At 60.9% G+C, this 20,953-nt stretch carries 18 protein-coding genes and 1 other RNA gene; 9 read left to right on the top strand and 10 right to left on the bottom strand.

The features are described 5' to 3' along the window. Positions 1–29 precede the first annotated feature (29 nt). Positions 30–230, top strand: a complete 201-nt coding sequence (locus HB780_RS33140) for a hypothetical protein (RefSeq protein ID WP_286203180.1) — start codon at positions 30–32, stop codon at positions 228–230. 225 nt (positions 231–455) lie between these two features. On the opposite strand, the gene HB780_RS21220 is transcribed toward HB780_RS33140, so the two are convergent. Next, positions 456–827 (bottom strand): winged helix-turn-helix transcriptional regulator, encoded by a 372-nt coding sequence (locus tag HB780_RS21220; RefSeq protein ID WP_183696146.1) that lies wholly within the window; start codon positions 825–827, stop codon positions 456–458. Positions 828–874: 47 nt separating this feature from the next. Here HB780_RS21220 and HB780_RS21215 point away from each other — a divergent pair, with 47 nt between their 5' ends. Continuing rightward, complete coding sequence (locus HB780_RS21215) at positions 875–1,684, top strand: SDR family NAD(P)-dependent oxidoreductase (RefSeq protein WP_183696143.1); 810 nt, start codon at positions 875–877, stop codon at positions 1,682–1,684. 130 nt (positions 1,685–1,814) lie between these two features. On the opposite strand, the gene HB780_RS21210 is transcribed toward HB780_RS21215, so the two are convergent. From HB780_RS21210 to tkt, 6 genes are all read right to left on the bottom strand, one after another. Then, entirely contained in the window at positions 1,815–2,837 is a 1,023-nt protein-coding gene (locus HB780_RS21210) for a class I fructose-bisphosphate aldolase (RefSeq protein WP_183696140.1), read from the bottom strand. Between the two features lie 211 nt (positions 2,838–3,048). Continuing rightward, positions 3,049–4,308, bottom strand: a complete 1,260-nt coding sequence (locus HB780_RS21205) for a phosphoglycerate kinase (RefSeq protein WP_435693923.1) — start codon at positions 4,306–4,308, stop codon at positions 3,049–3,051. Between the two features lie 16 nt (positions 4,309–4,324). Further along, the gene (locus tag HB780_RS21200) at positions 4,325–6,154 is read right to left on the bottom strand and encodes a potassium/proton antiporter (protein WP_183696134.1); all 1,830 of its coding nucleotides are present in this window, start codon (positions 6,152–6,154) and stop codon (positions 4,325–4,327) included. A gap of 338 nt (positions 6,155–6,492) precedes the next feature. After that, entirely contained in the window at positions 6,493–7,077 is a 585-nt protein-coding gene (locus tag HB780_RS21195) for a putative glycolipid-binding domain-containing protein (protein ID WP_183696132.1), read from the bottom strand. 2 nt (positions 7,078–7,079) lie between these two features. Continuing rightward, complete coding sequence (gene gap, locus HB780_RS21190; protein ID WP_183696129.1) at positions 7,080–8,090, bottom strand: type I glyceraldehyde-3-phosphate dehydrogenase; 1,011 nt, start codon at positions 8,088–8,090, stop codon at positions 7,080–7,082. Positions 8,091–8,153: 63 nt separating this feature from the next. Then, complete coding sequence (gene tkt / locus HB780_RS21185; protein ID WP_183696126.1) at positions 8,154–10,136, bottom strand: transketolase; 1,983 nt, start codon at positions 10,134–10,136, stop codon at positions 8,154–8,156. A gap of 402 nt (positions 10,137–10,538) precedes the next feature. On the opposite strand from tkt, the gene HB780_RS21180 reads away from it, so the two are divergent. The 3 genes from HB780_RS21180 (at position 10,539) to ssrS (ending at position 11,472) form a co-directional block, all read left to right on the top strand. Next, entirely contained in the window at positions 10,539–10,814 is a 276-nt protein-coding gene (locus HB780_RS21180) for a DUF4164 domain-containing protein (protein WP_183696123.1), read from the top strand. A gap of 49 nt (positions 10,815–10,863) precedes the next feature. After that, the gene (locus HB780_RS21175) at positions 10,864–11,241 is read left to right on the top strand and encodes a cell division protein ZapA (protein WP_183696120.1); all 378 of its coding nucleotides are present in this window, start codon (positions 10,864–10,866) and stop codon (positions 11,239–11,241) included. 72 nt (positions 11,242–11,313) lie between these two features. Continuing rightward, positions 11,314–11,472, top strand: a non-coding RNA gene (ssrS, locus tag HB780_RS21170) — 6S RNA. A gap of 78 nt (positions 11,473–11,550) precedes the next feature. Here ssrS and HB780_RS21165 read toward each other — a convergent pair. After that, positions 11,551–13,350 carry a chloride channel protein gene (locus HB780_RS21165; RefSeq protein ID WP_183696117.1) on the bottom strand — a complete coding sequence of 600 codons (1,800 nt, stop codon included), beginning with the start codon at positions 13,348–13,350 and terminating at the stop codon, positions 11,551–11,553. A gap of 204 nt (positions 13,351–13,554) precedes the next feature. On the opposite strand from HB780_RS21165, the gene HB780_RS21160 reads away from it, so the two are divergent. Continuing rightward, positions 13,555–13,911, top strand: a complete 357-nt coding sequence (locus HB780_RS21160; protein ID WP_286203179.1) for a MarR family winged helix-turn-helix transcriptional regulator — start codon at positions 13,555–13,557, stop codon at positions 13,909–13,911. Positions 13,912–13,953: 42 nt separating this feature from the next. Here HB780_RS21160 and HB780_RS21155 read toward each other — a convergent pair whose 3' ends face one another. Continuing rightward, positions 13,954–14,670 (bottom strand): SDR family oxidoreductase, encoded by a 717-nt coding sequence (locus tag HB780_RS21155; protein ID WP_183696114.1) that lies wholly within the window; start codon positions 14,668–14,670, stop codon positions 13,954–13,956. A 48-nt stretch (positions 14,671–14,718) separates the two neighbouring features. Next, positions 14,719–15,537 (bottom strand): SDR family NAD(P)-dependent oxidoreductase, encoded by an 819-nt coding sequence (locus HB780_RS21150; RefSeq protein WP_183696111.1) that lies wholly within the window; start codon positions 15,535–15,537, stop codon positions 14,719–14,721. 101 nt (positions 15,538–15,638) lie between these two features. Between HB780_RS21150 and HB780_RS21145 the strand changes: the two genes are divergently transcribed. The 3 genes from HB780_RS21145 (at position 15,639) to HB780_RS21135 (ending at position 20,832) form a co-directional block, all read left to right on the top strand. Continuing rightward, positions 15,639–16,508 (top strand): helix-turn-helix transcriptional regulator, encoded by an 870-nt coding sequence (locus HB780_RS21145; RefSeq protein WP_183696108.1) that lies wholly within the window; start codon positions 15,639–15,641, stop codon positions 16,506–16,508. 320 nt (positions 16,509–16,828) lie between these two features. Further along, positions 16,829–19,438, top strand: a complete 2,610-nt coding sequence (gene mprF / locus HB780_RS21140) for a bifunctional lysylphosphatidylglycerol flippase/synthetase MprF (protein WP_183696105.1) — start codon at positions 16,829–16,831, stop codon at positions 19,436–19,438. Further along, complete coding sequence (locus HB780_RS21135) at positions 19,435–20,832, top strand: virulence factor (RefSeq protein ID WP_183696102.1); 1,398 nt, start codon at positions 19,435–19,437, stop codon at positions 20,830–20,832. Before mprF ends, HB780_RS21135 begins: the two co-directional genes overlap by 4 nt. Positions 20,833–20,953 lie beyond the last annotated feature (121 nt).

Raw genomic sequence — 20,953 nt, 5'->3', positions numbered from 1 at the left:
AGCCATGGAGAAACGAAATTATCAAGATAATGGTATTGCTGCACAGCGCCGTTGGCGTGGATTGGCAGTCTCCCCCCAAAGGCACAAGCCTGAAGACACTGAGCGAAGCTGAAGAGCAAGGCTTCATCTTGATCCGTGGGGAATTTCAGAAACGACAATTCAGTTTGACAAAGCTGGGCTCCGAATATGTCGAGCGCGACAAGCGGCGTCTGGAAGCTCGCAGGCTCTGAACCGATACCGCCGGCTAGAGAACTTCCAGGAAAAGTGCGCAGCGGTTTTCCGTCTGGAATGCGAACAAACAAGAAGATAGAGCGTTTTCGCGATTCGAAGAAAAGCGGAAATGCTCTAAGCGCGAACTGAGGCGCACAAGCCGGGCTGCCCAGCGGGCCGAAAGCGAATTTGACAATGGCAGGATCGTGCCAACGGCGGTCATACGACGCGACCACGTGCGCTTTTTAGAGATGGCGCCGTGAAAACTCCCTTGCCGCCATCAAGACCGGCATAAGGTCTCGACCCGAATTGGTCAGCGCATACGCCACATGTGGCGGCTGCTCACCGAAGTCCCGTCTTGCGACAAGTTCGTCATTCTCAAGCTCTCGCAGATGCTGCGTCAGCATCTTCTGCGAAATGCCCGGCATATCGCGCTTCAACTGCGAGGTCCGCATCGATGGCTCAGCGAAGAGACGGAACAGGATTGGAAGCTTCCAGCGTCCGCTGATCATCCGAAGCATCCTGGTGACATGCGCCACGGACCCATCCGGGCCAAGGCATACTGACCGCTCTTCGCGGTCTACAGGCACTTTAAAGTGCGTAATTGTGTCGATCATCGTTCTGTTCTTTTGTGAGGTATCGCCTTCAAGATAGGTACCACGCCATGGACTTGAAACTGGACGGGAAGACAGCGCTCGTCACCGGGAGTAGCAAGGGCATAGGAGAAGCGATCGCCAGAGGACTTGCTCGTGAGAAGGTGGTCGTCGTTGTCCACGGTCGCGACAGGGTGCAGACGGAGCGGGTCGCCTATGACATCATCGCCGAAGGAGGGCGCGCCCATGCCGTTCTCGGAGACCTCACAATTGATGATGATGTGCGGCGGCTCGTCAACGAGGCACAAGCGCTTGCCGGTCCGATACACATCGTGATCAACAATGCCGGCGGTTCAGGTGAGGTGGAGGACTGGACGAGCAGCCGGCCAGCTTCATGGGCGTCGGCCTATGACCGCAACGTTCTCGCTGCCGTGAGGGTAATAACCCTGCTGCTACCGAGAATGCGTCATGCCAAGTGGGGACGGGTCGTCAACATTTCGAGCCTGGCCGGTTTGATGCCGCCAGCCTCCCGGCCAGACTACTCCGCTTGCAAGGCCGCCATGAACGCAATGACGGTCTCTATGGCGAAAGCGGTCGCGGCCGACGGTGTCACAGTGAATACCGTATCGCCCGGCACGATACACAGCGACAGGCTGGACGCCTGGTTTCGCGAAGTTGCCGTGGAGCAGGGGCTTGCACAAGACGCGCCGTGGGGGGTGATCGAACAAGCCGTGCTACCTCTGTTCGCCCAAGTCCCGGTTGGTCGCGTGGGAACTCTTGAGGAGATAGCTGATGCTGTTTCGTTTCTCGCCAGTCCGCGAGCCGCATACATAACCGGCGTCAATCTGAGGCTCGACGGTGGAATGCTGCCGACCACCTAGGAGGAATTGGGTGGCGATGACCGCTGTGGGCCGGATGAGAGCATTTCCAAGCGATGTCCCTGCATAAAAGCAAAAAGCCCTGACCGCATCGCGATCAGGGCTTTCAATCGTTTCAAGCTATCTGCTGAAATCAAGCAGCCTTTTCGCTGTTCTTGGTCCAGCTGCCCTTGGCGGCGAGGTAGTTCATCTCGGCGCGGTGGGTGAAGGCGCGCTGGCCGGCGGCGACGTTTTCGGGCTTGCCATCCCATGCCTTCAGCGCTGCGTCCTGCAGGGCGCGGCCGTAGGAGAAGGTGACGTCCCAGGGCAGGTCGTAGCCATTGATGGCGGAGAGATGCGCGGTTGCTTCTTCCGACGTCTGACCGCCGGAGAGGAAGGCGATGCCCGGAACGGCGGAAGGAACGGTTTCCTTCAGCACCTTGACGGTGCGTTCGGCAACCTGCTCGACCGATGCCTTGCGCAGCTTTTTGCCATCGATGACCATACTTGGCTTCAGGATCATGCCTTCGAGGCTGACGCGGGCGTCGGCGAGTTCCTGGAAGACGATCTGCAGCGTCCGGCGGGTAACTTCCTCGCTGCGGTCGAGATCATGCGTGCCCGGAACGCCATCCATCAGCACTTCCGGCTCGACGATCGGCACGATCTTCGCCTGCTGGCAAAGGGCGGCGTAGCGGGCGAGCGCGTGGGCGTTGGCCTTGATCGCGCCGTAGGTCGGCAGCGTATCGGAAATGGAGATCACGCCGCGCCACTTGGCGAAGCGGGCGCCGGCGTCATAATATTTCGCCAGGCGGTCGGCGAGACCATCGAGGCCCTCGGTGACGGTTTCGCCCGGGAAGCCGGCCAGCGGCTTGGCGCCGGTATCGACCTTGATGCCGGGAATACCGCCGGCGGTCCTGATGATGTCGACGAAGGGCGTGCCGTTGGCAGCCTTCTGGAAGAGGGTTTCCTCATAGAGAATGACGCCGGAGATGTATTTCTTCATCGCATCGTCGGAGCGGAAGAGCATTTCGCGATAGTCGCGGCGGCTCTCCTCGGTAGAAACGAGAGCGATGGTGTCGAAGCGCTTCTTGTTCGTGGCGGTGGATTCGTCAGCCGCCAAGAGGCCCTTGCCATCGGCAACCATCTTTACGGCAATGTCTTCAAGTCTTTCGCTCATTTTTCGTTCTCCAAGGCGTTTTCTGTCGGCGACGAGATCAATATAGGTCGGCGATAACAGAAGTATATAAGGAGGGAAATGCTCAGCTAAGCTATTGAAACGATTGAATTGATTTCAAACGTTTGAAAGTTTGTGTGGTGATCCTACCATCTTGTGGAAAGCCGCGAAAGTTTTGGCTTTCGCGGCTCTTCTTATCGTCAAATGCTGCTGCTTACTTTGCGGCCTGAAGAACGGCCACGCCCGGCAGAACCTTGCCTTCCATCCATTCGAGGAAGGCGCCGCCCGCCGTCGAAACATAGGTGAAATCGTCGGCAACGCCGGCATGGTTCAGCGCGGAGACGGTATCGCCGCCGCCGGCAACGGAGGTCAGCTTGCCGGCTTTGGTGCGTTCGGCCGCATATTGGGCGGCCGCTACGGTGGCGGTGTCGAAGGGGGTGATTTCGAAGGCGCCGAGCGGGCCGTTCCAGACCAGTGTCGTCGACCCCTCGATGATTTTCTTCACGGCTTCGACAGACTTCGGGCCGATATCGAGCACCATGGCGTCGGCCGGAATGGCATCGATCGCGACCACTTCGTTGGCGGCACCTGCCTTGAACTCACGAGCGACGACTCCGTCCGTCGGCAAGACGATCTGGCAATTCGAGGCCTTGGCTTCCGCGATGATCTCTCTGGCGGTTTCGGCGAGATCATGCTCGCAGAGCGACTTGCCGACATCAATGCCGTTGGCGGCGAGGAAGGTGTTGGCCATGCCGCCGCCGATCACCAGCGCATCGACCTTATGCACCAGGTTCTTCAGGAGATCGATCTTGGAAGAGACCTTGGCGCCGCCGACGATGGCGACGACCGGGCGGACCGGATTGCCGAGGCCCTTTTCCAGTGCCGTGAGTTCACCCTGCATGGTACGGCCGGCATAGGCGGGCAGGAGGTGGGCAAGACCCTCGGTCGAGGCGTGGGCGCGGTGGGCGGCCGAAAAGGCGTCGTTGACGTAGAGATCGCCATTGGCGGCCAGCGCCTTGGTGAAGGCCGCGTCGTTCTTTTCCTCTTCCTTGTGGAAGCGGGTGTTCTCGAGCAGCAGGATGTCGCCGTTGCCCATCTTGGCAACGGCCTCAGTTGCCGGCGTGCCGATGCAATCGGAGGCAAACAGAACAGCGTGATCGAGCACTTCCTCAACCGCCGGGATGATCAGGGACAGCGACAGATCCGGCGACGGGCCATCCTTCGGGCGGCCGAAATGGGCGAGCAGGATGACCTTGGCGCCCTTGCCGGACAATTCGAGGATCGTCGGGGCGACGCGCTCGATACGGGTCGCGTCGGTGACCTTGCCGTCCTTGACCGGCACATTGAGGTCGACGCGCACGAGCACGCGCTTGCCGGTGATGTCGGTGAGATTGTCGAGTGTTTTGAAGGCTGCCATAGGGAGGAATCCAATATTGTTGGTACCGTGAAGTGCGCCGACCATACTACGGATGATAGGAGACGCAAGGCGGTCAGGCGTCGTTTTTGCCAGCCCCTGTGACGCGTTCCCGGCGCTTTCGCAGGTAGCCGCGAATGCCGTCCAGGATATCGTGCAGATTGACGAAAATCGGCAGGGCGGTTGCCGGTTCCAGTGCCTCCAGCGACATGCCGACGGACTGGATATGATCGTTTTCGTCGAGATCGCGGACGATCAGGATGATCTGGCCGAGGCGGACGCGGTCGGCATAGTCGGCTTTGCCACCGAGGCGCTGGCGCATGAATTCGGCGATCGTCAGCCCCTTTTCCTGCTCGCTCAGAAGCCCCGGCCCATAGGCTGCGTCGAGGTCGGCGGCCGGTCGCAACGGCGAGATCGAGAAGGCGCCGAAGAAATCGGTGTCTTCTGGATCGACCGGCGCGCGGCTGGCAAAGAGACGGTCGAGGAGGCGTGAATAACTCGGGGTGACAAAGAGATAGACGAGATCGTTTTCCCTCAGGCGGCCGGCATATTGATAGCGCATCGATTTGCCGTCGCGCACGACGAGCGACGGCATGGCCCAGCGCGGAATGCGCTCGCCGCGCAGGACCGGGCTGTCCTTGACGACGCGGTAGGAGAGCAGCTCATGATTGGCCGCGCCCGGTAGGTCGACCTCGACCTTGTCGACGGCTCCCATGCGCGGCGGCACGATCAGGCCGAGCCGGCGCGCCATTGGCTTGATCGTCCAGCCTTGGAGCAGCAGCGACACCAGCACGACGATGAAGGCGACGTTGAAATAGGTTTGGCCGGCTTCGAGGTTGCCGAGGATCGGCATGATGGCGAGCAGGATGGAGACGGCGCCGCGCAGGCCAACCCAGGCGACGAAGCCGGTCTCCCGCTGCGTATAGTCGAAGGGCAGCAGGCAGAGCCAGACGGCGATCGGGCGGGCGACGAAGATCAGGAAGAGGGCCAGCGCCACGGCGGGAATGGCGATTGCCGGAAATTGCGACGGCGTGGCGAGCAGGCCGAGAACGAGGAACATGATGATCTGCGCCAGCCACGTCATGCCGTCCTGGAAGCGCTTGATCGAGGCCGAGGCCGGCATCTTGCGATTGCCGGCATAGATGCCGGCGACATAGACCGCGAGGAAGCCGCTGCCGCCGACAGCACCGGTGAAGGAGAAGACGAGGAGGGCGAGTGCCAGCACGAAGATCGGGGTCAGGCCGCGGTCGGTCTCCAGCCGGCTGACGATCAGCACGATCATCATGCCGCCGAGCATGCCGAGAATGACGCCGAGGCCCATCTGCTGGATGAAGGTGGCAAGCATGGTAAGATTGATGCCGTGATAGCCTTCGCCGTTTGCCAGCACTTCGACGAGCGCCAGCGTCAGGAAGATCGCCATCGGGTCGTTGGTGCCGGATTCGACCTCCAGCGTGGAGCGCACCTTGTCACGGATGTTGATGCCGCCGATGCGCAGCAGGAAGAAGACGGCTGCCGCATCCGTCGAGGCGACGATCGAGCCAAGAAGCAAGCCTTGCAGCCAGGTGAAACCGAGAAGCCAGGTGGCCGCAAGACCGAACAGCGCCGCCGTCACGAGGACGCCGAGGGACGCTATGGTCAAGGCCGGCACGGCCGCGAGTTTGAAGGCCTGGATCGACGTGCCATATCCCGAATCGAAGAGGATGACGGCAAGGGCGAGGGAGCCGAGAATATAGGCAAGATAATTGTTGGAGAATTCGATGCCGAGGCCATCCGTGCCGGCCAGCAGGCCGATGAGCAGGAAGAGCAGCAGTAACGGCGCGCCGAAACGGAAAGCAAGCAGGCTCGAGAAGGCCGCGATCAGGATCAGAACCGTGCACACCAGCACGATGACGTAAAATGCCTCCACTCGGTCTTCCCCTTTCCCGCATGCCGCTGCTCGGGCTGAAAGCCCGGATCGATCGTTATTCTCCCCCCACCATTCAGCATGGTGTCGCGCAGTTTGAAATTAGTAAAACAAATATTGTCGGGGAGGGCGTCAGGATCGAAACCCGCTCCGATAACTGCGACTTCATGGTGTGATGCGCTTCGCCAGAACGACGAATCGATTCCGGAATGCCTGGGGAGAATTCCTATCAAAAATTTATAGGTAAATCTGGACCATAGCAGGGCAGGAAGGGGAAAGATTTGGGCGGATTGGAGGAATAATGCGGGCCATGCGCCACGGGCTGCGATATCCGCAGAGCCTCAAAGGTCTACGCGCTTGAAATAGATCGGATAGTCGATCACCAGGCCGTCCGCATCGACGGGTAGGTCGACGGTGAAAACCCTGTCTTCGGCGGCGTAGCGATAGAGCTTTTCCGGGGTGATGCAGGTGTAGCGCTGGCCGTCGCGCACGGGCTCCAAGCTGTCGAAGGGGATATAGAGCATCGAGAGCTTCACTGTCCCGTCTTCTGGAAGCGGCTCTAGCCGCCGGATCGGCAGGCTGTTGGTGAAGGGGGAACCATAGAGATCGATGTCGACGCAGCCGTCGAATTGCGGCAGGGCAAGACCGTCTTCGGTTTGCCAATGGCCCTTGCCGTCCGAGAAAAGGGCGAGGCGTCGGCCGTCAGTGGTTTCGACCGAGAAAGAGAGGACGGTCCAGTCGGCTGTGCAGTCGATGCGGTAGAAGACGCCGTAGGGCGAGCCGCCACGGCCGCCGATAATGGTGCCACAGGCGCGAATGGCCGCGCCGGTGGCAGTATTGATGGGAGCGATCGTCAGATGCTCCAGCCCGTCTCCTTCCAGCGGACGCCAGCGAACTGTCGTCGGAAGGAGAGGGCGGAAGGCCATGATCAGATCAGCTTGGCAAACGCGACGGCCGTGTCGGACATGCGGCTGGAGAAGCCCCATTCGTTGTCGTACCAGGTGAGGATACGCACGAAGTTGCCTTCCATGACCTTGGTCTGGTCGGTCGCGAAGATCGACGAGTGGCTGTCATGGTTGAAGTCGCGGGAAACCAGCGGCTCGTCGGTGTAGCCAAGGATGCCCTTCAGCTTGCCGTTTGATGCAGCCTTGATGGCTTCGTTGATTTCTCCGACCGTCGTTGCCTTCTTGGCCACGAACTTGAAGTCGACAACCGAGACGTTCGGGGTCGGAACGCGGATCGACGTGCCGTCGAGCTTGCCCTTCAGGTGCGGCAGAACGAGACCAACGGCCTTTGCGGCGCCCGTCGAGGTCGGAATCATGGACAGGGCTGCGGCGCGGGCGCGATACAGGTCCTTGTGCATGGTGTCGAGCGTCGGCTGGTCGCCGGTGTAGGAGTGGATGGTCGTCATGAAGCCATGGTCGATACCGACGGCGTCGTCGAGAACCTTAACGACCGGCACCAGGCAGTTCGTGGTGCAGGACGCATTGGAGATGACCAGGTGCTCCTTGGTGAGCTGGTCGTGGTTGACGCCGAAAACGACAGTCAGGTCGGCGCCGTCAGCAGGAGCCGAAATGATGACGCGCTTGGCGCCGGCCGTCAGGTGTGCGGCAGCCTTGTCACGAGACGTGAAGATGCCGGTGCATTCCATCGCGATGTCGACGCCGAGTGCGGCATGCGGCAGGGTCGCCGGATCCTTGATCGCCGTGACCTTGATCGGCTTGCCGCCGCCAACGATGATCGTGTCGCCTTCGACCTTCACTTCGGCCGGGAAGCGGCCATGGATCGAGTCGTAGCGCAGAAGGTGGGCATTGGTCTCGACCGGGCCGAGGTCGTTGATGGCAACGACTTCGATGTCGGTACGGCCGGATTCGACGATGGCGCGCAGAACGTTACGGCCGATGCGGCCGAAACCGTTGATGGCAACTTTTACAGTCATTCAATTCACTCCCGTTTACTCAGGGCGGTTATCTAGTGGAAATGAGAGCGCTTGTCAGCGCCCTCAGGAAAGCTTTGCCTCGGCAGCGGCGACAACCGCTTCCTTGGTGATGCCGAAATGGTTGTAGACGTCCTTGTACGGTGCAGAAGCGCCGAAGCTCTTCATGCCGATGAAGGCGCCTTCCGGACCGACGAATGCGTCCCAGCCTTCGCGAACACCGGCTTCGACGGCGATCTTGACCGGCGAGGTGCCGAGCACTTCCTTGCGGTAGGCGTCCGGCTGCTCGAAGAACAGCTCCGTGCAGGGAACGGAAACGACGCGGGTGGAAATGCCCTTGCCTTCAAGTTCCGTGCGGGCGGCAACGGCGAGTTCGACTTCGGAACCCGAAGCGAAGATAGTCACCTTGGCATCGGCATTGCCGGCCAGCGTGTAGGCGCCGAGTTCGCAGAGGTTCTTCTCGCTGTATTCGGTACGCGCGGCGAGCAGGTTCTGGCGGGTGAGCGCGAGGCCCGACGGACGATTGGCCGTCTTGATCGCGATCTGCCAGCATTCCGCCGTCTCGGTAGCATCAGCCGGACGGAACAGCATGAAGTTCGGAATGGCGCGCAGGCTGGCGACTTGTTCGACCGGCTGATGGGTCGGGCCGTCTTCACCAACGCCGATCGAATCATGCGTCAGAACGTGGATGGCGCGGATACCCATCAGGGCAGCCAGACGCAGCGGCGGACGGCAATAATCCGAGAAGATCATGAAGCCGCCGGAATAGGGGATCAGGCCGCCATGCAGCGTGATGCCGTTCATGGCTGCTGCCATGCCATGCTCGCGAATGCCCCAGTGCATGTAACGGCCGGAGAAATCGGTCGGGGTGATCGACTTCATCTGGCTGGTCTTGGTGTTGTTCGACGGCGTCAGGTCGGCGGAGCCGCCGATCGTTTCCGGAATGAAGCCGTTGATGATTTCGAGCGCGTCTTCCGATGCCTTGCGGGTTGCAAGCGTCGGCTTGGTCTCGGCAAGCTTCTTCTTGTAGTCGCTGATGGCGGCGTCGAATCCAACAGGCAGTTCGCCGGCGAAGCGACGAATGAATTCACCCTTCTTGCCTGCTTCCGTAGCGGCAAGGCGGCCTTCCCAGGCTTCGCGCGTGCCAACCGAGCGTTCGCCAGCTGTGCGCCAATCAGCAAGAACGTCGTTCGGAATGACGAAGGGCTCATAGGGCCAGTTCAGCGCAACGCGGGTTGCGGCGATTTCCTCGGCGCCGAGCGGCGAGCCGTGGACCTTGTGGGTGCCCTGCTTGTTCGGGGCGCCGAAGCCGATGATCGTCTTGCAGGCGATCATCGTCGGGCGGTCGGACTTATGAGCGGCTTCGATGGCGGCAGCGATCGCAGCCTGGTCGTGGCCGTCGACTTCGATCGTGTTCCAGTGAACGGCCTTGAAGCGGGCAACCTGGTCGGTCGAATCCGAGAGCGAAACAGCACCGTCGATGGTGATCGAGTTGTTGTCCCAGAACAGGATGAGCTTGTTGAGCTTCAGGTGGCCGGCGAGCGCGATGGCTTCATGGCTGATACCTTCCATCAGGCAGCCGTCGCCACACATGGCATAGGTGTGGTGTTCCTGCAGATCGGAGCCGAATTCCTCACGCAGCTTGCGCTCGGCGATCGCCATGCCGACGGCATTGGCAATGCCCTGGCCGAGAGGGCCGGTGGTGGTTTCGATGCCTGTGGCGTGACCATATTCAGGATGGCCGGCGGTCTTGGAGCCGAGCTGACGGAAGCGTGTCAATTCCTCGACCGTCATGTCCGGGTAGCCGGTCAGATACAGAACCGAATAAAGCAGCATGGAGCCGTGGCCGGCCGACAGAACGAAGCGGTCGCGGTCAGGCCAGCGCGGGTTCTTCGGATCGAAACGCAGATATTTGCTAAAGAGAACCGTGGCGACATCAGCCATCCCCATCGGCAGACCGGGATGACCGGAATTGGCCTTCTCGACAGCATCCATGGCAAGGAAACGGATCGCATTCGCCATCCGGTCGTGTTGTTCGCGAGAGATCATGGGTTTTTCCGCAATGTTCCGGGTTCGAGGGATGGCCACACGCTTAAAAAGCAGGGTCACCGGTTGAAAGGCGGCCGAAACGGAGAAGCGTTTGCCAACTCCACTTTCAGCACTGCCTCAGGCGGCTGAGACATAGCAGTTAGGGCGCGCAAGTCAATAAATCCACAGGCCGATCCGGGGGTGGTTTGGCATTTTTTTGACATTTGCCCGCCGACTTTGACAAAAGACGACAATGGTAAGACAAAGCCTGTGTAAGCGGCAAAGGTGACCGTCATCCACAGATTAGGCCACCTGCCGCATGGCCGCCTTTATTGACGTACAGTTGCTGAGTTGAATATTGTTGGGAAATCAGACAAGTGGCCGGATATTCTGATTCGGGCCTTGCGCGGAGACTCGAAAGGCATGGAGCCCTCAGGCAAAACGGTAGATGTGGCGCTCACTCAATTGCGCCAGGCGCTTTCGACTTTGGAGAGCGCCGTCGATGGACGGTTTGAACGCGAACGTGCGCAAAGCGATGTCGAAGGCGAAGTTCGCCGGGTGCACACCGATCGCTCGCGGCTCGCCCAGGAACTCGACCAGGCGGAGTTTCGAGCGAACCGGCTCGAAGAAGTCAATCGCGAAGTGTCGCGCCGGCTTGTGACAGCTATGGAAACCATAAGAGCCGTACTCGACCGCTGATCCCTCGGGACACAGCCGTCGTGTTCAGCGGCAATGATCGGAAAGTCGAATGGCGCAGGTAACGGTAACGATCGACGGCAAGGCCTACCGGATGGCCTGCGAAGAGGGCCAGGAAGCGCATCTGACGGATCTCGCCACCCGTTTCGACCGCTACGTCATACATTTGAAGAGCCAGTTCGGCGAAATTGGCGATCTGCGCGTCACCGTGATGGCCGGTATCATGATTATGGACGAAGTCTCGGAGCTGACGCGGCGGATCACGGCGCTCGAAGCCGAACTCGAGACCCTGCGCAGCAACCGTGACACCGTGGTTGCGGCCAATACCCGCAACGAGGAGACGCTTGCGACCGTGATCGACGAGGTTGCGACCCGCATTCGCGGCATCACCGAAAAGCTCACGGCCCGTCCGGGCGCCGAGCCGACCTGAGATTTTCGTTTATTTCTCGGACTGGGCACCGCAGCCACTGGTACAAGGTGAGAATTCTCTTTATATAGAGGGTGCGGTCTGCGCTTCCCGACAGGAACAACAATCCCTGGGGCCATACTCGATCCAAAGGGAGCTGTCCCTGGCCAGGCCCGTGGGCTTGGACATATGGCGCCCACCTACGTTTGTAGGCACCCAGGATCGTAAAAATCCATCGGTCGTCGTGGATCGCTCTTTTTTCTCTCCCGACTGAGTAAAGAAAAACAGCGTCGCGGATTTCTTGTTGCCCCGCTGACGCCGCTCCTCCTCCCCTTAACGTTTTGCTCCGAGATATGCGTCGCGCTCGAATTCCGAGCGGTTGGCGGCGCTGCGCAGGCGCAGCAGGTCCTTGCGGGCTATGAGCCCAATCAGGATACCGGTTCGTTCGTCGATTACGGGAACGCGGCCGGTATCGGCCTGGATCATGATGTCGGCGACGCGGCCAACCGTGTCTTCGGGATGGGCAACCGGAATGGAGGTATCCGAGATCAGGTCGTAGAGCGTCTGGCTGGAGAGGTCAGGTTCGTTCTGCCAGCGCAGCGCGTCCGCCCGAGAAATCATGCCTACCAAACGACCGTCGGTCTCGACAACGGGATAGAAACGATGGGCGTCCGTCTTTTCGGTCAATTGCGCCAATGCCTCTGCGGCCGGCATGGCGGCGGGCAGGGTGTCCACCTTGGTGATCATGATATCGGCAACGCGGGTCAGTTCGAACGGGTCGATGCCATATTCGCGGGTGATGTGCTGGCCGCGGCGGGCGATCTTTTCGGTGAGGATCGAACGCTTCAACAGCAACACGGTGACGGCATAGGCTGCAACGGTGGCGGCAAGCAGCGGCACCAGCGCCTGCATGTCGCCGGTGAGTTCGATCGCGAAGAAGGTGCCGGTCAGCGGCGCGCGCATCGTGCCGCCCATCATCGCGGCCATGCCGAGCAGCGCCCAGAAACCGGGATCGCCAGGCAGGGCGAGACCGACAAGCCAGCCGAGCGCACCGCCAAGGATGAGCAGCGGGGCAAGGACGCCGCCCGACGTTCCCGATGACAAGGCCACGAGCCAGATGCCGGCCTTGACCAGGAGGATGGAGAGCACGGTGCCTGCCACGATATGGTCGCTCAGCAGGTCGGAGATGATGTCGTAGCCGACGCCGAGTGCGCGTGGCTCGATCAGCCCGCCGAGACCGACGACGAGGCCGCCAAGCGCCGGCCACCACATCCAATGAATGGGCAGTTTCTCGAAGGCGTCCTCTATGCGGTAGAGCAGCGTTGTCAGCAGGCCGGATTGCAGGCCGGATATGATGCCGAGGCCGGCGGCGAGCGGGATGCCCCACCAGCCCATCTGCATATCGAAATGGGCCGGGAAGAGCGGACCGCTGCCGATCAGGAGGGGTCGCCAGGCGATGGAGACGCAGGACGCGATCACCACCGGAATGAAGCTGCGCGGTTTCCATTCGAACAGCAGCAATTCGACCGCAAGCATGACGGCGGCGATGGGAGAGCCGAAAATCGCGGTCATGCCGGCGGCGGCACCCGCGACCAACAGGGTTTTACGCTCGGCGGCGCTCAGGTGAAAGAATTGCGCGAAGAGGGACCCGATGGCGCCACCGGTCATGATGATCGGCCCTTCGGCGCCGAACGGGCCGCCAGTGCCGATCGAGATGGCGGAAGAGAGCGGTTTTAGGACCGCCACCTTGGGCGACATGCGGCTGCCGCCGATCAGGATCGCCTCGATCGCTTCGGGAATGCCATGGCCACGGATTTTTTCGGAGCCAAAGCGGGCCATCAGGCCAATGACGATGCCGCCGATGATGGGGGCGGCCACCATCCAGGGCGAGCGTGCGACGGTGCCCAATGACAGCGGTTCGACGCTGATCTTGAATAGCCAGACGGCATTGGTGACGAGCGCGATGAGGTTGATCAGCACCCAGGCGGACAAGGCGCCGCCGGTGCCGACGACCAGCGCCATGGCTGCAAGAACCAGGACGCGCTTGTCCGTTGTGAAGTCCCCATTGTCTTTGCGAGAGGCCCCACCCGAAAAATCATGGGTCGGCCGATGATGTGCTTTGATATCCTGCATGGAATGCTTTCTGTGCTAAAGCGCGGCGGCAAGGCGGCTGAAATTGCGTTGCAATGGCAATTATATCGTAATGCGATATAAATCAACGACAGAAAGCAAACTGTGTTTATGGGGACGATGAGCGTGACGGAGAATTTTGGGGAGACGCTGTCGCAGGCGGATTATGAAGCGCTGGCGACACTGCGCTATACGCTCCGGAAATTCATGGATTTCAGCACTTCTGCCGCCCATCAGGAGGGGTTACCGCCCCAACAACATCAGGCGCTGTTGGCGATCAAGGGTAACCCGCATGGCGAGGCAATGACCATCGGCATGCTGGCGGAACGCCTGCTAATCGCGCCGCATACGGCGACAGAGCTGGTCGGTCGGCTGATCGACGCCGGCTATGTCACCCGTCACCCAGATCCAACCGACAAGCGCCGCCAGACGCTGCAACTGACGGAAAAATCCGAGGATGTCCTGCACAGACTTAGTGCCATTCACCTCCAGGAAATCCGGGATATGGCGCCGGAGTTGATCGATATCCTGGCGCATTTGCAGGCGGGTGTCGCAGACAAATGAAGAGGCCATTGCCGATGATGATCGGCAATGGCGTGTTACGGATTATTGGCCGAGGCGGATACCGCCGTCGCAGATCAGGGTGTGGCCGCTGGTGAAACCATTGCCAACCAGGAAGCCAATGGCGTCCGCGATCTCTTCCGGGCGGCCGACGCGCCCGACCGGCGTGCGTCCGGCAAAGCCCGCAAAGGCCGGTGCTTTCTGATCTTCGCCGAGGAAATCCCACCAGGGCGTGTCCACAACGCCGGGCGAGATGCAATTGACCCGTATCGGCTTGAGTTCGGCCGCAAGAACCGGAGCGAGAGCAGCTATCGCTGCGTTGACGGCGGCCAGCCCCGCCGTTCCCGGCATGGCCGCCTGCGCCGAGACGGCGGAGACGAAGGTGATGCTGCCGTCTTTCGAAAGATAGGGGAGGCTAGCCTGAGCGCAGGCGAAATGCGCCATCGTCTTTTGCTCGAAGCCCTTCCTGAGATCGGCTAGATCGACGGTAGCGAAGGGACCACCACCGTTGCCGCCGCCGAGCGCCAGAACCAGATGATCGAGCGGGCCGATCGTTTCGAAGCATCCGGCAAGGCTGGTGAAATCGGCCGCATCCATGGTGATGGTGGCGACATCGCCGTCGAGGCTTTCCGCCGCCGCGCGCAGTTTTGCTGCGTCGCGGCCGGTGATGGTGACCCGATAGCCCTTTTCGAGAAGGTGGGCGGCGGTCGCAAGGCCAATGCCGGACGAGCCGCCGATGATGACGGCGTGTTGGGATGACATGATCTGTCTCCTTGTTGGGTTGATAGCGATGGGATTGTCGGCGTGGGTTCAGCTCAGGCCGATAAGGTCCTGACTGAGCAGGCGCAGGCGTTGACGCGCGGTCTTGTCATAGGCCTGCGCATTGGCGCGGGAAGGGCGCTGTCCGTCGTAGTAAAGGCCGCTGCGTCCTTCGAGATCGGTACTGACGGCCAGATTGAGGATGGCGTCGGCACCCTGGTCGACCGTGCTCATCGGCGCGACGCCGGCCTGGCGAACCATGGTGGTGTTCATGTAGGTCGCGGGATGCAGGCAGTTGGCGGTAACGCCCGAGTTCGCGAGTTCTTCGGCGAGATCGAAGGTGAACATGATCTGCGCCAGCTTGCTCTGGCAATATGCCCGCACGCCGCTATAGCCGCGCGTCAGCATGACATCTGAGAAGTCGATAGGCTGCTGGCCGACCGAGGAAACGTTGACGATGCGGGCGGGACTGCTCGCCTTCAATAGCGGCAACAGGCGGCGCGTCAGTAGGAAACCGGCAAGGTAATTCACCGCGAAGCGCAGTTCATGTCCGTCGCGACTCACCTCGCGCCCCGCGTCGCCGCCGCTCGTGCCGATGCCGGCATTGTTGATCAGAATGTCTAGGCGACCGTAATCGCGTTCGATCGTGTCGGCGAGCGCGCGAACCTCATCCAGCGATGAAAAATCGGCGGGGTAGAAGGCGGCCTTCCCACCCGCCTCATGAATGCCGGCGAGCAGGCTCTCGGCGCGCGCCCGGTCGCGGCCGTGCACCAGTACCTTGCCACCCGCTGCCGCGAGCCTCTCGGCAACCCGGCGGCCGACACCGTCGGTCGAGCCGGTGATCAGGATCGTCTTGTTGCTCATGTCCATCGCAATCGCCTCTATCTCGTCTCTGGAGTGATATTTGGCAGTTTGCGGAAGCGGCAAACAGTTCTGACTTTATCCTAGTATTCATCCTGCTATGATGAGCCATGACCATCGGCCAGAACCAAACCATTCTAGATGCCCGGCGCCGTGAATTCGGGGCTTTCCTGCGCTCCCGCCGGGAGAAGCTGACGCCGGCAGGCGTCGGGCTTCCGGACGGATTTCGCCGGCGAACACCGGGGCTGCGGCGTGAAGAAGTGGCGCTTCTCGCCGGTGTCGGCACCACATGGTACACATGGCTGGAGCAGGGGCGGGACGTCCGCGCCTCAGTGGAGGTGCTGTCGGCGCTGGCCGATGCCCTGCTGCTTGATCCGGCCGAGCGACGGCATCTCTTTACCTTGAGCGACCGGCCATCGACGGAAATCCCGATAGATGGACCGGAGGATGTGCCGGCCGCGCTACGGCGCATGCTGGCCAGCCTCACCGGCCAGCCGGCCTATGTTCTCGGCCGGCGCTGGGATGTGCTTGCCTGGAATTCGGCGGCTGTGGCCCTTTTCGGCGATTACGGCCTGCTTGAGGGCGATGCGCGCAACACAGTCCATCGCGTCTTCACCGATCCCGCTCATCGCCAGCTCCTGGTCGATTGGGAGATCGTGGCGGCGAACTCGCTCGCCATGTTCCGCGCCGATAGCGCTCGCTATGCAGGCAATCCCGATTTCGAGCGGCTGATCGCTACATTGACGCAGGCAAGCCCGGAATTTCGCGCCTGGTGGCCGAGGCAGGATGTATTGCGGCCGTTGGCCGGCCATAAGCGCTTGCGCCATCCCTTGGGCGGGCTGATGAATTTCGAATATACGGCACTTGCCGTCATCGACCGCCCCGACATGAAGCTGGTGGTCTACACGCCGCTCGACGAGGACGGAACCAGCGACAAGCTCAGGGAGTTGCTTGAGCGAGAGACCAGCGCCGGCGCTTAGCCTTAGCCATTTGTCGAGGGGATATAACCCCGTCGTAATGTCCTGATAGTGGACTGTGCTGCTTGTGGGCGCCGCAATTCACTTTTCGGTGTGGATAAGCCCAAATTCCGGGTGAATGACAAATTCCTTTTAATAATAACAGATTCCTTGCTAGAGGAACGCGGCCTGCGCCAAAATTGCCCGAATTCAGAAACATGGGAGCTCTCGAGAAAAAGAGCCCCGTCGACAGAAGTGTAGGCGACAACATAAAGATGAAATATTAGCGTTACTGCACATCCGAGCAAACGGGACCGGCGAAAGCCAATTCAAACAGGTAGAGCATGTCGACCCCAATCGATCTGGAAAAAGCCGATGAGGAACTGAAGGAACGCGGCGGTATAAGCGGGTTCCTGAACAGTAACCGCACGCTGATCGTCGCCATCCTCACCGTTGCCGTCTTCGGCATCGCCGCCTATGCGATCTTCGATCTGACGAACGAAGTCCGCTATGATGATGTCGTGCACGCGCTGGAGACGACCAAAGTCTCGTCCATCCTGCTTGCCCTGCTCTTCACCGGCCTCAGCTTCGCCTCGCTGATCTTCTACGACCAGAATGCGCTGGATTATATCGGCAAACGCCTGCCGTTTCCGCATGTGGCGCTGACGTCCTTCAGCGCCTATGCGGTCGGCAACACGGCAGGTTTCGGTGCGCTGAGCGCCGGCGCCATCCGCTATCGCGCCTATTCGAGGATGGGGTTGTCGCCTGACGACATCACCCGCGTCATCGCCTTCGTCACGCTCGCCTTCGGCCTCGGTCTTGCCGCCGTCGGCGCCATCGCGTTGCTGGTCATTGCCGATGAGATCGGCCCGCTGATCAATGTCAACGGCCTGTGGCTACGACTGATCGCCGGCGCCATTCTCGCAGCGCTCGCCGTCGTGATCTTCATCGGCCGCAATGGCCGCGAGGTGCAGATCGGCCCGATCGCCGTTCGCTTGCCGGATTCGCGTACCTGGTCGCGACAGTTCCTAGTGACCGCCTTCGATATCGCCGCCTCGGCCTCGGTGCTCTATGTGCTGCTGCCGGATACGGCCATCGGCTGGCCGGGCTTCCTCGCCATTTATGCCATCGCCGTCGGTCTCGGCGTACTGAGCCACGTTCCGGCCGGCTTCGGCGTGTTCGAGACGATCATCATCGCCTGGCTCGGCAGCTCGGTGAATGCCGACGCGGTTCTCGGTTCGCTGGTTCTCTATCGCGTCATCTACAACGTCATTCCGCTGGCGATTGCGATCCTGGCTGTGTCCGTGGCCGAACTGCGTCGCTTCGTCGATCATCCCGCTGCCTCCAGCATGCGGCGTATCGGCGGCCGGCTGATGCCGCAGCTGCTGTCGACCTTCGCGCTGTTGCTCGGCATGATGCTGGTGTTTTCGAGCGTGACGCCGACGCCGGACCAAAATCTCGAATTTCTCCGTGATTACCTGGCATTGCCGATCGTCGAGGGAGCGCATTTCCTGTCCAGCCTTCTCGGGCTGGCGATGATCGTTGCCGCCCGCGGTCTTGGTCAGCGTCTCGACGGTGCCTGGTGGGTCTCGATCTTTTCGGCGGTCCTTGCGCTGCTGCTGTCGCTGCTGAAGGCCATCGCCATCGTCGAGGCCGGGTTGCTCGGCTTCCTCATCTTTGGCCTCGTCGTCAGCCGTCAGCTCTTTACCCGGCCGGCATCGTTGATGAAGCAGGCGCTGACGGGGGGCTGGCTGACGGCGATCGCGGTGATCTGCATCGGCGCCATCGTTATCCTGTTTTTCGTTTATCGCGATGTCGAGTACAGCAATCAGCTCTGGTGGGAGTTCGAATTCACCGGCGAGGCGCCGCGCGGGCTTCGTGCCGTGCTGGGTATATCCATCGTCTCGTCGGCGATCGCGATCTTCAGCCTGTTGAGGCCGGCGACGCCGCGACTGGATCCGGTTTCGGAAGATTCCGTTGAGCGCGCTGTCGAGATCGTCCGCAGCCAAGGCATCGCCGACGCCAATCTGGTCCGCATGGGCGACAAGAGCATCATGTTCTCCGAGAAGGGCGATGCCTTCATCATGTACGGCAAGCAGGGCCGCTCGTGGATCGCGCTGTTCGATCCGATCGGCCCCAAGCACGCCCTGCCGGAACTCGTCTGGCGCTTCGTCGAAACCGCCCGTGCGGCGGGCTGCCGCTCGGTGTTCTATCAGATATCGCCGGCGCTTCTGTCCTATTGTGCGGATGCCGGTTTGCGCGCTTTCAAGCTCGGTGAACTGGCGGTGGTCAACCTCACCAATTTCGAGCTGAAGGGCGGCAAATGGGCCAACCTTCGCCAGACCGCGAGCCGGGCTGTGCGCGACGGACTAGAATTTGCCGTTATCGAGCCGCAGCATGTGCCTGAGATCATGGATCAGCTTGCCGAGGTTTCGGAATCATGGCTTGCCGATCATAACGCCAAGGAAAAAGGTTTCTCGCTGGGGGCCTTCGATCCTGACTATGTTGCGTCGCAACCGGTTGGCGTGCTGAAAAAGGATGATAAAATCGTCGCTTTCGCTAATATCCTGATGACGGAGACCAGGGAGGAGGGCTCTGTCGACCTGATGCGCTTTTCGCCCGATGCCCCGAAGGGATCGATGGATTTTCTGTTCGTGCAGATCCTTGAGCATCTGAAGGAGCAGGGTTTCCAGCGCTTCAACCTTGGCATGGCGCCGCTATCGGGCATGTCGAGACGGGAATCCGCGCCGGTTTGGGACAGGGTCGGGGGAACCGTGTTCGAGCACGGCGAGCGCTATTACAATTTCAAAGGGCTTCGTGCCTTCAAATCCAAGTTTCATCCCGACTGGCAGCCACGCTATCTGGCTGTTTCGGGAGGTGTCAGTCCAATGATCGCGTTGATGGATGCCACATTCCTCATCGGGGGCGGACTTAAGGGGGTCGTGAGGAAATGATCTTGAAATACGCAACATCCTTGGCTTCCGCATTGCTGCTGACAGCGGGTCTACTGGCATCCGGCGCGGCAAGGGCGGACGAGGACGCTACCAAATACGATCTCGGCATGATCTCCCCGCCGCATATCCTTCGCCCGCAGGGCAAGGTGACGAGCGAGGTCGTTCTGATCTCCGACGTCGCCGGCTGGGGCGACAAGGAAAAGGGCGTCGCCGACAAGCTCGTCGCCAACGGGACGCTGGTCATCGGCATCGATTATCCGTCCTTCCTGGCGTCGCTCAACAAATACGATGTCAGCCAGAATGACGGCTGCATCTACATGGTCTCGGATCTGGAATCGCTGAGCCAGCAGGTGCAGCGCTCTCTTGCCGACAGCACCTATCAGCTGCCGATCATCGCCGGTGTCGGCGCGGGCGGCGCCATGGCGTTGACGATTGCCGCGCAGACCCCGGATGCCACCGTCGCCGGTACGCTTGCGGTCGATCCGACCTCGGGCATTGCGCTGAAGCAGGAGCTTTGCACGCCCGCCGAAAAGAAGAGCGATGGCGATATGGTGTCCTTCGGTCTGCAGGAAGGCGCGCTGCCGAACCCGATCGTCGCGACATTCACCTCGAATGCTCCCAAGGACGGACGCGACCATGTCGAGGAGATCCAGAAGGATCACCCCGATGTTCAGGTCACCGATTCCGACGATGATGACGCCTATGCCACGCTCAGCACCGGGCTGGCGGATCTGATGAAAACGATCGACAGCGAGAAATCCCCGCTCGGTCTGCCTGTCGACGTCATGGACACCAAGCCCACGGAAGATACGCTGGCGATCGTCTATTCCGGCGATGGCGGCTGGCGCGATATCGACAAGGAAGTCGGCAGCTATCTGCAGGACCAGGGCATACCCGTCGTCGGCGTCGACACGCTGCACTATTTCTGGACGGAGCGTGACCCGCAGCAGACCGCCGACGATCTTGGGCGGATGATCCAATACTACACCAAGCGCTTCAAGGTGAAGCATGTGGTGCTGGTCGGCTATTCCTTCGGCGCCGACGTGCTGCCGGCGAGCTATAACCGTCTGAAGCAGGCCGACAAGGACAAGATCGTGCAGATCTCGCTGCTGTCGCTGTCGCGCAAGGTCGACTACGTGATCTCGGTCATGGGCTGGCTTGGCGCTTCAAGCGAAGGCAAGGGCGGCGATCCCACCAACGACCTCAAGTCGATCAATCCGAAGATGGTGCAGTGCATCTACGGCAAGGACGATGACGAAGATGTCGCCTGCCCGGTCTTGACTGGTACGGGCGCCGAGGTCATTGCCATGGATGGCGGCCACCATTTCGACGACGATTACCAGGCTCTGGCCAACCACATCATCAACGGCCTGAAGAGCAGGCTCGGCGAGTGATGCAACGATTGCGTGGTGGCTTGCTCCGCCGCGCATACTCCACCGGCTATCCAGCCATAGGCGACGCAGCGGCGTTTTCCGCGTCCGCTCGCCAGCATTGATTTGCTTCTTGGCGCCGCTA

Source organism: Rhizobium lusitanum (assembly GCF_014189535.1).
GTDB lineage: Bacteria > Pseudomonadota > Alphaproteobacteria > Rhizobiales > Rhizobiaceae > Rhizobium > Rhizobium lusitanum_C.
This window is presented reverse-complemented; position numbering and strand designations above follow the sequence as displayed.

What these genes read in the sequence shown, in the direction of transcription:
- HB780_RS21145 (WP_183696108.1), top strand. Translation starts at nt 15,639, where the DNA reads ATGACCATCGGCCAGAACCAAACCATTCTAGATGCCCGGCGCCGTGAA.
- mprF (WP_183696105.1), top strand. Translation starts at nt 16,829, where the DNA reads ATGTCGACCCCAATCGATCTGGAAAAAGCCGATGAGGAACTGAAGGAA.
- HB780_RS21160 (WP_286203179.1), top strand. Translation starts at nt 13,555, where the DNA reads ATGGATTTCAGCACTTCTGCCGCCCATCAGGAGGGGTTACCGCCCCAA.
- HB780_RS21180 (WP_183696123.1), top strand. Translation starts at nt 10,539, where the DNA reads ATGGAGCCCTCAGGCAAAACGGTAGATGTGGCGCTCACTCAATTGCGC.
- HB780_RS21150 (WP_183696111.1), bottom strand. Translation starts at nt 15,537, where the DNA reads ATGGACATGAGCAACAAGACGATCCTGATCACCGGCTCGACCGACGGT.
- HB780_RS21165 (WP_183696117.1), bottom strand. Translation starts at nt 13,350, where the DNA reads ATGCAGGATATCAAAGCACATCATCGGCCGACCCATGATTTTTCGGGT.
- HB780_RS21220 (WP_183696146.1), bottom strand. Translation starts at nt 827, where the DNA reads ATGATCGACACAATTACGCACTTTAAAGTGCCTGTAGACCGCGAAGAG.
- tkt (WP_183696126.1), bottom strand. Translation starts at nt 10,136, where the DNA reads ATGATCTCTCGCGAACAACACGACCGGATGGCGAATGCGATCCGTTTC.
- HB780_RS21195 (WP_183696132.1), bottom strand. Translation starts at nt 7,077, where the DNA reads ATGGCCTTCCGCCCTCTCCTTCCGACGACAGTTCGCTGGCGTCCGCTG.
- HB780_RS21215 (WP_183696143.1), top strand. Translation starts at nt 875, where the DNA reads ATGGACTTGAAACTGGACGGGAAGACAGCGCTCGTCACCGGGAGTAGC.
- gap (WP_183696129.1), bottom strand. Translation starts at nt 8,090, where the DNA reads ATGACTGTAAAAGTTGCCATCAACGGTTTCGGCCGCATCGGCCGTAAC.
- HB780_RS21175 (WP_183696120.1), top strand. Translation starts at nt 10,864, where the DNA reads ATGGCGCAGGTAACGGTAACGATCGACGGCAAGGCCTACCGGATGGCC.
- HB780_RS21135 (WP_183696102.1), top strand. Translation starts at nt 19,435, where the DNA reads ATGATCTTGAAATACGCAACATCCTTGGCTTCCGCATTGCTGCTGACA.
- HB780_RS33140 (WP_286203180.1), top strand. Translation starts at nt 30, where the DNA reads ATGGTATTGCTGCACAGCGCCGTTGGCGTGGATTGGCAGTCTCCCCCC.
- HB780_RS21210 (WP_183696140.1), bottom strand. Translation starts at nt 2,837, where the DNA reads ATGAGCGAAAGACTTGAAGACATTGCCGTAAAGATGGTTGCCGATGGC.
- HB780_RS21155 (WP_183696114.1), bottom strand. Translation starts at nt 14,670, where the DNA reads ATGTCATCCCAACACGCCGTCATCATCGGCGGCTCGTCCGGCATTGGC.